12 protein-coding genes are annotated in these 12,236 nt (G+C 60.2%); 8 read left to right on the forward strand and 4 right to left on the reverse strand.

Annotated features, from left to right (window positions below):
* Positions 1 to 123 precede the first annotated feature (123 nt).
* The 6 genes from V0R37_RS10745 to V0R37_RS10770 all read left to right on the forward strand — a co-directional run bounded on the left by V0R37_RS10745 (position 124) and on the right by V0R37_RS10770 (position 5,508).
* Positions 124 to 1,197, forward strand: coding sequence for a TRAP transporter substrate-binding protein (locus V0R37_RS10745; RefSeq protein WP_420374497.1), 1,074 nt, complete (start codon positions 124 to 126; stop codon positions 1,195 to 1,197).
* A gap of 119 nt (positions 1,198 to 1,316) precedes the next feature.
* The gene (locus tag V0R37_RS10750; protein ID WP_420374498.1) at positions 1,317 to 2,027 is read left to right on the forward strand and encodes a GntR family transcriptional regulator; all 711 of its coding nucleotides are present in this window, start codon (positions 1,317 to 1,319) and stop codon (positions 2,025 to 2,027) included.
* A gap of 60 nt (positions 2,028 to 2,087) precedes the next feature.
* Complete coding sequence (locus V0R37_RS10755) at positions 2,088 to 2,939, forward strand: N-acyl homoserine lactonase family protein (protein ID WP_420374499.1); 852 nt, start codon at positions 2,088 to 2,090, stop codon at positions 2,937 to 2,939.
* Between the two features lie 26 nt (positions 2,940 to 2,965).
* Positions 2,966 to 3,751, forward strand: a complete 786-nt coding sequence (locus V0R37_RS10760; protein WP_420374500.1) for a 3-hydroxybutyrate dehydrogenase — start codon at positions 2,966 to 2,968, stop codon at positions 3,749 to 3,751.
* A gap of 48 nt (positions 3,752 to 3,799) precedes the next feature.
* Positions 3,800 to 4,720 carry an NAD(P)-dependent oxidoreductase gene (locus tag V0R37_RS10765; protein ID WP_420374501.1) on the forward strand — a complete coding sequence of 307 codons (921 nt, stop codon included), beginning with the start codon at positions 3,800 to 3,802 and terminating at the stop codon, positions 4,718 to 4,720.
* On the forward strand, positions 4,717 to 5,508 hold the full coding sequence (locus V0R37_RS10770; protein WP_420374502.1) for an SDR family NAD(P)-dependent oxidoreductase: 792 nt from the start codon (positions 4,717 to 4,719) through the stop codon (positions 5,506 to 5,508). Before V0R37_RS10765 ends, V0R37_RS10770 begins: the two co-directional genes overlap by 4 nt.
* A 2-nt stretch (positions 5,509 to 5,510) precedes the next feature.
* Here V0R37_RS10770 and V0R37_RS10775 read toward each other — a convergent pair whose 3' ends face one another.
* The 4 genes from V0R37_RS10775 to V0R37_RS10790 all read right to left on the reverse strand — a co-directional run bounded on the left by V0R37_RS10775 (position 5,511) and on the right by V0R37_RS10790 (position 9,845).
* Positions 5,511 to 6,488: a Bug family tripartite tricarboxylate transporter substrate binding protein gene (locus V0R37_RS10775; RefSeq protein ID WP_420374503.1), complete on the reverse strand. Its 978-nt coding sequence runs from the start codon at positions 6,486 to 6,488 to the stop codon at positions 5,511 to 5,513.
* 48 nt (positions 6,489 to 6,536) lie between these two features.
* Entirely contained in the window at positions 6,537 to 7,418 is an 882-nt protein-coding gene (locus tag V0R37_RS10780; protein ID WP_420374504.1) for an isocitrate lyase/PEP mutase family protein, read from the reverse strand.
* Between the two features lie 262 nt (positions 7,419 to 7,680).
* On the reverse strand, positions 7,681 to 8,646 hold the full coding sequence (locus V0R37_RS10785; protein WP_420374505.1) for a Bug family tripartite tricarboxylate transporter substrate binding protein: 966 nt from the start codon (positions 8,644 to 8,646) through the stop codon (positions 7,681 to 7,683).
* 83 nt (positions 8,647 to 8,729) lie between these two features.
* On the reverse strand, positions 8,730 to 9,845 hold the full coding sequence (locus V0R37_RS10790; protein ID WP_420374506.1) for a M20/M25/M40 family metallo-hydrolase: 1,116 nt from the start codon (positions 9,843 to 9,845) through the stop codon (positions 8,730 to 8,732).
* Between the two features lie 190 nt (positions 9,846 to 10,035).
* On the opposite strand from V0R37_RS10790, the gene V0R37_RS10795 reads away from it, so the two are divergent.
* Positions 10,036 to 11,286: a hypothetical protein gene (locus tag V0R37_RS10795; protein WP_420374507.1), complete on the forward strand. Its 1,251-nt coding sequence runs from the start codon at positions 10,036 to 10,038 to the stop codon at positions 11,284 to 11,286.
* A 13-nt stretch (positions 11,287 to 11,299) separates the two neighbouring features.
* Positions 11,300 to 12,214 carry a LysR family transcriptional regulator gene (locus tag V0R37_RS10800; RefSeq protein WP_420374508.1) on the forward strand — a complete coding sequence of 305 codons (915 nt, stop codon included), beginning with the start codon at positions 11,300 to 11,302 and terminating at the stop codon, positions 12,212 to 12,214.
* Positions 12,215 to 12,236: the final 22 nt, after the last annotated feature.

Consider the following 12,236-nt stretch of genomic DNA (forward strand, 5'->3'; position numbering starts at 1 on the left):
ATGGAATGACGATCATATAATATTTTCGGCATCGCCTCTAGCGGCTGGACCGCGATCGCGGCGCCCAATCCCGTCGCGATGTCATTCCATCCAACCAAAAAAGCATTTAATACGGAGAAGACAATGAAGCGTTCATATCAGCACACCGCTGCACCGCAGTCACTGTCAAATGCTTGCAAACAGAGTCTTGTTCGCACGTTTGCTCATGCCGCGCTATGCGCCGGCATTCTTTTTGCCGCCTCACCCGCCTCCGCCCAGGAATATGACCTGACGATGTCGGTCATCGTCTCGCCCGGCGATGGCTATTCCATACTGACCCAGTCCGTTCCCGAGCGGGTCAAGAAGGCTACAAATGGAAAGGTCAAGGTCACGGTCAGCGATTCCCTGGTTCCGGCGGCCCAGATCGCAACCGCCATCCGTGAAGGCCGCGTCGACATGAGCGCCGCCCTGCACACCTATCTGGCCGCCGACGAGCCTCGCATGGGCATATTCAACCTGCCGGGCCTGATCAACAACGTCCAGGAATACAAAAAAGTGGGCGATGCGTTCTGGTTCGAAGACACCAAGAAAATCTGGAAGGAAAAATGGGACGCCATCGTGCTGGCAAACGGCGTGTGGTGCACGCAGCAGCTCTTCTCGAAAGAACCGATCAAGACGCTTGCGGACTTCAAGGGCAAGCGGCTGCGGGTGCATAACCCCCAAACGGCCGAAGTGGTCAATGCACTGGGCGGAAAGCCGGTTCCCCTGCCGGTTCCCGAGATTTATCCGGCGCTGGAGCGCGGCGTGATAGACGGCCTGTTTACATCGACCTGCGTGGGCAATGCCCTGGAATACTGGCGGCTCGCAAAACACGTCCAGAACTGGAGCCTTGGCCCCCTGAACGGCTGGGCGATACTGGCCAACCCCGCCAGCTGGAACAAGCTGCCGCCCGATGTACAGAAGCAAGTGGCGGGCGTCATGGACCAAATCCAGGAAGAAGCCTTTTCGCGCTATAGCGAATTCGTCGGCAACGCCATGAAGAAGATGGAGTCCGAGGGCGTTACCTTCTGGGTGGCGCCCGACTCCGAACGCGACAAGCTGATGCAGCCCCAGTACATCGGACCTTCCTACGACGCCTGGTACAAGCGGGCTCAAGAGGTCGGTTTCGACGGCAAGGCATACATCGAAAAGGTAAGAAGCGTACTTGGAAAACAATAGGGCGGCTGAAAAAACGGCGGCTGGACTAAACTTGGTGTCCATGCACGTTCCGGGGGAAGGAAGCGACCACCTGGGACGTGCCCACCTTTTTAACATTCGCTAATAAAACAGAGAAACATATGAAGCCTGAAGAAGCCGATGGTGATTTCAAGGTGCATCGTGTTGCCGCGGTGCTGCGCCACAGCGTTACGGAAAGCATACGCAACGCCATTCTGGCTGGCCGTTTTCAGCCAGGGGACCGCCTGCCGGAACGAGAGCTATGTGAAATGACCGGCGTCAGCCGCACCCTGGTGCGTGAAGCGCTGCGCCAGCTCGAGACCGAGCGACTGATCAAGGTCATCCCGCATCGCGGGCCGGTGGTCGAGACCATCACGCCCGAACAGGCCGACGGCATCTATAGGGTCCGCGAGGAACTCGAAGGCCTGGCCAGTCAATTGTTTGCAGAACGCGCGACGCCGGATCACCTGAAGGCCCTGAAACAGGCCTACACGGATCTCAAGGCGTCGCATACCAAGGACGACGGCTTGAGCCAGCTCAAGGCCAAGAACCATTTTTACCGCTGCCTTCTGGACGGCGCCGGCAACGAAGCGCTATCGAACAGCCTGCGTCTGCTGAACTCGCAAATCATGCTGCTGCGGTCGATGTCGATGGCGGCGCCGGGACGCGCCAACAAAAGCCTTGCCGAACTGGGCGACCTGCTGAAAGCGCTGGAGGCCAAGGATGAAAAAGCCGCCCGCAAGGCGGGAAGCCGGCATGTACGGAACGCGTCGGCGGTGGCCATCGCACTACTGCGCCAGCAAGACGAGGAAGCCGCCCGAAAGAAAGCCTGATGCCCTGCCCGACCGCCCAGAACAATAAGACCGCAAGATGACACGCCAGCCTGCTGGCCCATGATTGAACACGATTCCGGAGACAAACCCATGGATGCCCAAGGCATTGCACCCTTCGAACTCTACGCCATCCGATATGCACGCCATAGCGGCCGGAAGGCCCATGACAACTATATCGGCGCCGTGGACTTCCACGACGCCGAGTCGGATCTCGAGTATTACGTGTGGGTGGCCCGGCGCAACAGCGAGGTATACGTCATCGATACCGGCTTCGAAGAGCGATCGGCGCTGGAACGCGGGCGCGAGTTGCTCATATCCGTCAAAGACGGCCTGGCTCTTGTGGGCGTGGCCGCCGAAAGCGTCGAGCACGTCATCCTTACCCATTTGCATTACGACCACGCCGGCACGCTGGACCAGTTCCCCAAAGCCAGGTTCCATATCCAGGATGCGGAGCCCGCCTATGCCACCGGCCGATGCATGTGCCATTCCGCCTTGCGCCAACCCTTCAATGTGGAAGACATTGTCAGTTTCGTGCGCAAGCTATACGGCGGGCAGGTGGAGTTCCATCGCGGCGACACTGAATTGGCGCCAGGCTTGACACTGCACCTGATCGGGGGCCATACGGCCGGCCTCCAGGTCGTCAGGGTCTGGACCAAGCGCGGGTGGGTGGTCATCGCTTCCGACGCCACTCATCTGTATGGCAACATCGAACGCCAGATTCCCTTTCCGGCCGTCTATAACGTGGGCGACATGCTGGAAGGCCATAAGCGGGTGCGCAGTCTGGCCGATTCGTCGCGGCACATTATTCCCGGGCATGACCCCCAGGTCATGCAGCGCTACCCCGCCCTGTCGCCCCAGACCGCGGGGAAGGTGGTCCGGCTGGATGTGGCGCCCAACAACCCCGCCGAGTAAACAGGCGCCTGACTATCCATTCCTCCATGATGCTAGAAAACAAATGCGCCTTGATAACCGGGTCCATCCGCGGCCTGGGATATGCCATCGCCGAAGACCTTGCCATGGCCGGCTGCGATATCGTGCTGCATGGACTGGAACCGGAGGATCTTGCCGCCGATGCCGCCGACAGGCTGCGCCGGACATCGGGGCGCGATGTGCTGCTCAGCCGCGCCGACCTTGCGCGAGTCGACCAGATCGAAGAGTTGATGGCCGCGGCCCAGCGGCAGTTCGGCCGTGTCGATATCGTCGTCAACAACGCCGTGGTCAGGCACTTCTCTCCGGCCGAAGAACTGCCCGCCGTGCATTGGGACGAGTCCATCGCCGTGAATCTGTCCGCCGCCTTCCACACCTGCCGGCTGGCCATACCGGGGATGCGCAAGCGCGCCTGGGGCCGCATCATAAACATGTCCTCCGTCTACGGCTCGTCGGCCGCGGCCAACCGCGTGGGCTACGTCACGACAAAGACCGGGCTTATCGGCATGACCCGCGCCATTGCGCTGGAAACAGCGACCAGCGGCATCACCTGCAATGCGGTATGTCCCGGCACGGTCCCTACACCAGCCATCCTGGAACGCATCGCGGACATCGCGGCCAAGGCCGGCGTATCGCAAGAGCGGGCCACCCATGACTACCTGGCCGAGCGCCAGCCCACCGGCAGGTTTGTCGCGATGCAAAGCGTCGCCGCCATGGTTCGTTTCCTGTGCAGCGAGGCGGGCCGGGACATCACCGGCTCGGTCCTGCCCATAGACGGCGGCTGGACGGCTGCATGATTCCCATTTTGACTATCAACAATCGAATCGAAAAAGCAAGGAGCAAGCATGAGTGAAGCCGCAAACAAGCGCTTGGGTTTCGTGGGTCTGGGACGAATGGGCGGACCCATCGCCGGCCGCCTGATCGACGCGGGATACGAACTGGTCATCTGCGACGCCAACCAGGACGCGCTGACCCCACTGTTGAACAAGGGCGCCATCCGCGCGGACTCTCCCAAGGCCGTAGCGGATCAGGCGTCCGTCGTCCTGATTTCCCTGCCCACCCCCGATGTGGTGGCACTGGTTGGGCTGGGGGAAAACGGCTTGGTCCAGGGCGCCGCCGTGCGCACGGTCATCGACCTGTCCACCACCGGCCCAGGCGTGGCAAAGAAACTGGCGCAAGGCCTGGCCGATCGCTCCATAGCCACCATAGACTGCCCGGTCAGCGGCGGCGTGGCGGGGGCGACAAAAGGCACGCTGGCCTTGATGGTGGCCGGCGACAAGGATCGCGTCCAGGAGGTCAAGCCCATACTGGATCATCTGGGCAAGCAGATCTATGTCGGCGCCGAACCCGGCATGGCGCAGACCCTGAAAGTCATCAACAATCTGGTTTCCGTCACTGCCCTGGTTGTCACGTCCGAAGCGCTGGTCATGGGCACCAAGGCAGGCCTGGACGCCGACATCATGACCCAAGTGATCAATGCCGGATCGGGCCGATCCAATGCCTCTGAAGTGAAGATTCCCAATTTTGTCCTGTCGCGCAGCTTCGACTTCGGTTTCTCTGTCGGCCTGTCGGCCAAGGACGTGCGCCTGTGCATGGAAGAGGCGGACAGCTTGGGCATACCCATGCCTGTCGCGCAATCCGTGCGGGCCTTCCTGAACTCCGCCGCCGAGAAGCTGGGCTACCAGGCCGACATGACCGAAATGATCCGCGTGATCGAGGACCAAGTGGGCGTCGAAGTCCGCGGCAAGGCGGCCGGACCGGCATGACGGATCGCCGAACCGCCGTCATCACAGGCGGCGCCGGCGGCATCGGCCTATCGTGCGCGATTCGTTTTGCAAGCGAGGGATGTTCAATCGCCGTCCTGGATGTCGATGAACGCAAGGGCAAAGACGCGGTACGGCAAATCGCCCGTCAAGGGGTGCCCGCCAGCTTCTATCCCTGCGATGTGGCCGACCGTGCCGAAGTCCTGAAAGTCGCCGCCACCGTACAGCGTGAAATGGGCCCGGCGGACATCCTGGTGACTTCCGCCGCGCTGATCCCCAACACGGAATCCATACTGGATATGGACATGGACCTTCACGATCGCATGTGGCAGGTCAACTACCATGGCACCTTGCACGCCTGCATCGCCTTTGGGCGCCAAATGCGCGAGCAGGGCCGGGGCGCGATCGTGACCTTGGGGTCCATCAATAGTCTTTTGCCGCTGCCGCTGCCCGCCTACAACCCGGGGAAGGCGGCCATTCAGCGTTTGACGCAACTGCTTGCCGTGGAGCTTGGGCGCCATGGGATCCGCGTAAACTCGGTGGCTCCCACTTATGTGCTGACCGAGGGCTTGCAAGAGAAAATCGACGCGGGCCAGCGGGATCCGGACAAGATCATGGGCGTGCATGCCCTGGATGCGCTGCCGGACGGCGACGATATCTCGCAAGCTGTTTCTTTCTTATGCTCCGAATCCGCCTCGAAGATTACGGGCGTGCTGCTTCCGGTGGATTCCGGGTGGGCCGCCGCCGTCAGCTATAAAACCTATGCCGGCGGCGTTCCCTGGAGCATCTAGGCTTATTTGCTTTTCTCGGTGAACACCGAGGGCGCCGCCGCGTCGATGATCTTCTGGTCTTGCGCCAGCTGCTTGGCAAATTCTTCCGGCGAACTGCCCACCGGCGACAGCAGCAAGGGCTTCAGCACCTTTACCACTTCGGGCGCATTGGCCGCCTTGTGGAAGCCATCGGCGATTTTCTTCTTGACATCCTCCGGCGTTCCGGCCGGTGCGAATACCCCGTACCAGTTATTGCTGAATTTCACGTCGCTCATGCCGGCTTCCGCATAGGTGGGCACATCGGGAAGTTCCGGAAGGCGCTTGGCGGCGCTGACGGCAAGTATCCGAAGGTCTCCGGATTTATGGGCCGACAGTACCGAGGATGTGCCGGTAACCAGCGAGGTAACGTGCCCGCCGATGACATCGCTGACCGCCGCCGACGTGCCGGCGTAGCGCACATTGGTCACCTTGTCGTTCAAGCCCAGGGAGGACATCAGGCCGGTCCCCACCATCAGCGTGAACGGCTCGCCGCTGGCCCAACTGCAGTTGTTCGCCTCGTTGGAGCAATGGCGCTTATAGTCCGCCACCGTCTTGATGTCGGTTTTGCCCTTCACCACGATCGCGGTCGGACCTGTCGCCATCATGGTCACGGGCGTCAGTTGAGTCAGCGGATCGACCTTGATGGATTTGTTGGTGTGCTTGAGCATGGCAATGGCTGGAATGGACACCAGAAGGGTATAGCCGTCCGGCTTGGCCCTGATCGTTTCATTGGTGGCGATCAGGCCATCCGCCCCCGGCTTGTTCTCGACGACGACGGTTTTTCCCCATTCTTGGGACAGGTAGCGGGCCATGGCGCGTGACACATTGTCGCTGCCGCCGCCGGGCGAATACGGCACGATGATCACAACATTCTTTTCCGGAAACTTGCTCGCATCGGCTTGCGCGTTCGCTCCCATTGCCAAGGCAATGCCCAGCCCCAGGGCCAGTTTTGATAACTTCATTTGTCTCTCCTGTTTTATACGGTATCGTTGATGAAATAGGTCGACGCCTTAATCGGCGCCGGCGAACTTGCGTTCAATCGCCACGGACTCATCCAGGCCCACGAACCGGTTGAAATCCTGAAACGAAGTGATCTGATCGGCAATGGCGTTCGTGGAGCAGCCCTTCTGCATAAAGGTCTCCATCATTTCCTTCACCGCCTTATGCATGGCGAACATGGGCTCTATCGGGCAGATCGCAAACGAGAAGCCCAGCTCGTGCACCTCGTCCAGCGATAGAAACGGCGTCTTGCCGGACCGTGCCATATTGAAGAGTATGGGCTTTCCCAAAGGCTTCAGCCGGCGCCCGATCTCCCGCAGTTGATCCATGCTTTCCGGGGCATCCACGTAAAGTCCGTCGGCCCCCTCTTGCGCATACGCCTCCAGCCGGTCCAGCGCATCGTCCAGGCCGTTCACGGCCACCGCATCGGTACGGGCCACGATGAAAAAGTTCGGATCGCGCCGCGCCTCCAGCATGGCGCGCAGCTTCAGCCGCATCTCCAGTTTGGAGATCAGTTGCTTTCCGGCGAAGTGTCCACATTTTTTAGGCAAGGCCTGGTCTTCAAGGTGCAGACAGGAAGCGCCCGCCTCTTCCCAGAGTTCCATCGTTCTTTGCACATCCAGGATGCCGCCATAGCCGGTGTCGGCATCGGCGAAAACAGGAACCGTCGAGGCCCGGCAGATGCGACGGATGTGATCGAACATCTCTGTCTGCGTCAGCAGGCCGATGTCCGCCTTGCCCAAAAGGATGGCGGAAGCGGCAAATCCGCTGACGAAGAGGGCAGGCGCCCCAGCCTGCTCGGCAAGCTTGGCCGACACCGCGTCATGCGCGCCCATGCAGACGAAGGGGCCTTTTTTGAAAAGTTCGCGGAATGCGGCCGAGCGTGGGTTCATGCTGTCTCCTTTATTGTCGATGCCCTTGCGTTACAGGATCAGAACATCAAACCAAGAACACAAGCAGTCAATAATACAATCCTATAGTATTCAAAAAAAGAACGCAAGCTGGTCGGCAGTGCCGCGCCGGGAATGTAGAAAAAAGAGAGGCCGCATCCCCACGGGGAGCGGCCCAATAATGCAAAAGTGTCGGTCTTGTGGACGAGTTGTCGTCCTTAGCCACAACGAAAGAAAAGATACCGTGCCGGAACCAGCGCCGGCTTCAATTCACGGACGCTCCGGAATCAAGCACATACTGCTTCCAGATCGGGACTTCCTTTTCGACAAAATCCCGGAATGCCTGTAGCGACGGCGCCGGCTCGACGATCAGGCCCTGGCCTTCGAGCTTCTTGACAGTTTCAGGATCCGCCAGCACTTTGCTTATCGCCGAAAACAAAACTTGCTGGTCCTCCGCCGGAATGCCCGCCGGCCCCCATATCCCGAACCAGCCCTGCACTCCCAGGCCAGGCAAGCCGGATTCTGCCATGCCTGGCACATCCGGCATGACGCTGTAGCGCTCCGGCCAGGTGACCGCCAGCGCGGTCAGCTTGCCGTTGGCCACTTGAGGCATGACTACGGGAGGCGTGCCGACGATAAGCTCCACGTCGCCGCTCATCACGGCGACGACCGCGGGCGAGCCGCCCCGAAAGGGAATGTGCGTGATATCGATACCTGCGGCGCGCTTGAACGTTTCCGCCGATATATGGGCCGGGGTGCCATTCCCTCCGGTGGCGTAGTTCAAGGTCCCCGGCGCCTTGCGGGCCCGCTCTATGAGCTCAGCCAAGGTCTTGATTCCGGTTTGCTTGTTTGCAGCAATGACGGAAGGAATGTTGGCGATGCGCGCAATCGCGGTGAAATCGCTGATTGGGTCGTAGGTCGTGTCCTTATAAAGAGCCGGATTGATGCCATGGCTGAAGTTTCCTCCAACCATCAGCGTATAGCCGTCGCCCTTGGTCTTGGCCAACGTCCGGGTGGCGATATTTCCCCCGGCTCCACCCTGGTTCACGACAACAACCGGCTGATCAAGGACTTTGCTCATGCCATCGGCCATGACCCTGGCCACGAAGTCGGTGGAGCCTCCGGGCGGCGAACCCGCCACCAACTCGATGGAGCGCTCTGGAAATTTCGCCCATGATGGCATTGCCACGGAAAGCGCCATCAGCGCCAGGAAGGTTGGACCAAGCAGCACAAGTGATTTCTTATTTTTTCGACGACCGGTTGAATGTCGCATATAACGCTCCTTTATCGTTACGCTGAAACAGCGTTGGATTCTTACTGACGCCCAAGCTGCAAAGCGATTTTTCTGAAGAGATGGGTGGAAAGATGCAGTTGTGGCAAATCGATGTACTCCGTTGGCTTATGGGCATGATCGATATCGCCAGGGCCAAATACCAGGCAGGGAGCAAGCTTGGAGTATTCCGAGGCTTCCGTTCCCAATCCGGCTACCCTTGCGGTGGAACCTAGGATATCTTCCGCCTGCTTGACCAGCGGGTGATCCGCGGCAAGTTCCGGGGGTGGCGCTTCGGGCCGGACCTGGACTTTCAGGTTGTACCGGTTGGCCGCTTCCCGGACGCGGGTGATGACCATTTCAGGGTCGAAGGATTTGGAATATCGGAACTTGATATTGCAGGTCGCCAGCCCGACCGTCATATTGGGGAATGCGCCGTAGTTGTCGATGACGAAGTTCAGGTCGCAGTACGGAGGGTCGTATTGCATGTCAAATAGCGCGGGATTGGTGCGCAAGTGCAGATGCAGCTCTCGCATTTCGTTAAGGAAGGGTACCAGTGCAATGTTGGCATTTACCCCGCGTCCCGTCGACGAGTGCGCCTGTATGCCTTGGGCATGAACCGAGAAGGCCACGTCCACCCTGTGCCCGCGCAGTATCTCCAGCGCGGTGGGCTCCGCCACGATGAAGCACGCGGGAGTCAACTCCTTCAACGTCCGGCTGTTTGCCACCACCTCGCGGACGCCCTGCTTTCCGGCCTCTTCGTCAGAGGTCAGCACTATCATCGGCCGATCGGCCTCTGGCAGCGAATTGGACGCCACGATGAACGAGGCGATAGGCCCTTTCATATCGGACGACCCCAGGCCATAGAGCCGATTGCCCTCTATGGTGGCCTTGAACGGATCCCTAACCCATCCGGTGGAGGAAACGGTGTCCAGGTGGCCCGCGAAGGCAAGCCTGGACCGGCTGCCAGGATGGCGCGCGACCATGTTGCGCTTGGGCGTTCCCGCCGCATCCTTGTAATCGACATACTCCAGATCCCAGCCCTCAAGCGCGCCCGCAGCGGAATCGAATATCGGCTGGCTGGCCTTGTGGCTCTGCGAATCGATGGAGATGAATTCACGCATCAGCTCTAGTGTTCTGTTTTGCTCATCTTGCGACATCTTTTGTTTCTTCCTGTGGATCACTCGCTTATGCCAGAACGTGTCCTGGCGCCCTTCGGAGCTAATTATGAGGCGGTTCGCCAATTATGTATAACTTTAAAAATCGAACGTTCCGTTCTTATTTTTGAAACACCAGGCCATTGCGTATTCAGGTACATTCATAGCCACATCAACTCCAAGCCAGACAGCCATGATTACCACTAACCACCAAATATCCAGCGGCGCCAGGCGTGCATTGGATCTCGTGGAGGCGCACAAGAACCGCATGGAGAGCGGCATACAGCTCTATGCCGGCTCATGCATGCTTTCACCGACTGTCGAGCGCGCACTCGCCAACACGATGGGCTTGATGCCGGCCATGGGGGACGCATACAGCAAGCAGCAGCCCGGAACGGACGAGATATCAGCGCTGGAGGTTCTGGTAAGCGGGCAACTGATCAACCTGTTTGGCGGCGCATGGGCGGAGCCCAGGCTGCAAAGCTGCACGTACGCAAATGCGGCTGTCTATGCGGCCTTTTCAGAACCCGGCGACTCGATCGCATCGATCAGCGCCCAGGAAGGCGGGCATGTCAGCCACCATGGTGAGGGCACGGTAGGTTTGCTGAGCCGAAGGAATCTTCCTCTTGCGTTCAGCAACGGGCTATATGATGACGAGGCCTCGGCACGCATCATTTCCCGGGAGCGGCCCAAGATCGTAATGCTGGGCGCCAGCGTGATGCTGGACCCCTATACGGTGGAATCCACCATTTCGGCCGCTCGCGACTGCGGCGCCCTGCTGGTCTACGACGCGTCGCACGTTGCCGGCCTGATCGCTGGAAAGGCCTACCAGAACCCCATGGACATGGGTTTCGATATCATGACGGCCTCAACCTACAAGACACTCGCCGGCCCTCCAGGCGGGATACTGATAGGCCGGCATCCAAGGCACCACGAGGCATTGCGCCGGCATATTGTCGGAGGATGGGCCTCTAACTACGATGCATCCCGCCTTGCGGGGCTGTCGGTTGCGCTGGAAGAGGCCGCCGCATTCATGCCGGAGTACGCAAGAAAAATGCTGGCAACGGCTCAGGATCTGGCCGCGGCCCTTAGGGGCGAGGGGATTGCCGCAATCGGCAGCGCGGCTCCGGGCGATGCGCCGCCCACCTCCCACCACCTCATCATTCCGGTTCCCAGCGCCGAAGCGGCGCGCCGTTTCTCGCAGCAGGCGGGGCAGGCGGGACTCTATGTCGGCACGGCCAGCGTACCCGGACAGCCCGCGGCTGGCGGACTGCGCATCGGCACCCAGGTAATCAGCCGGCAGGGAGCCGCTGAACAGGACATCGCCGAAATTGCCGCCTGCTTTCGCCATCTGCTGGAAGGCAGGCCGGGGGATATGGAACCATTGATCGGTTCGATCGCCTCGCGGCTGCGCGCCTGCCTGTACTGCTTCGCTCCGGCCTGACAAGGATGGAACAATGATCAGTTCTAGCTACCGCTACTTCGTGGCAATTTCAGAGGACTTGTCGATACGCAAGGCGGCAGAGCGCGTGCACATATCGCCTTCCGCCCTTAGCCGCCAGGTCATGCTGCTTGAAGCGGAATACGGGCAGCCGCTCTTGACCCGCAAGGCGAACGGCGTGGAACTGACCGCCGCCGGCGACATACTTTTACGCCACATCCACTCGCTGCTCCGCCAGGAACACGCTTTGAAGGGAGACCTGGCGGATCTGGGCAATCTGCAATTCGGCCATATACGCATTGCCTGCGGCAACGGCTTCGCAACCAGCCTGGCAAACCTGGTTCTCCCGGAATTCTATGAGCTTCACCCCGGCGTCACGTATACGGTCGCCGTCGAGCCCGGCGACGAGGTCATGCGCAGCATCGCGGAAGACCGGGCCGACATAGGCCTTACCTTCAACCCGCCTCCCCATCCCGCCATCGAAAACGTCAGTTCCTTCAGGGCTCCTCTGCTGGCGATCACGTCTTCGCAAAGATCGTATAAAAAGTCCAGCGGAGGTGTTTCCATAGACGAACTATCGAAGACTCCGCTGGCCTTGCCCCGGTTCAATCATGGCATACGCCGCCTGGTGCACCAGGTGGAAATGGCCGAGGGCGTCCGGCTCCGGCCGGCGATGGAGAGCAATTCCTACGAAGTTCTCAAGTCGTTCATCATGGACCGCAACGGCGTATCCCTGTTCCCCTATTTTTCGGTAGCCCAGGAATTGAAAGAGGGAAAGCTGCGGGCGCATCCGCTGGCCAACGCCATGTTCCGGTCCACAACCGGGGCCATCGTGGTCAGGCGCGGCAGGCATTCATCGTTGGCGGCCACCGAGTTCCTGAAACACTTGAAGCAGGAACTGCGCGCCTGGGAAAACGTCGGCCTTAAATAGCGCGGGCCAGGACCGCATTCCG

Origin of the sequence: Pollutimonas rozaliensis (assembly GCF_048751585.1) — a bacterium.
In the GTDB taxonomy this organism is placed as follows: Bacteria; Pseudomonadota; Gammaproteobacteria; order Burkholderiales; family Burkholderiaceae_B.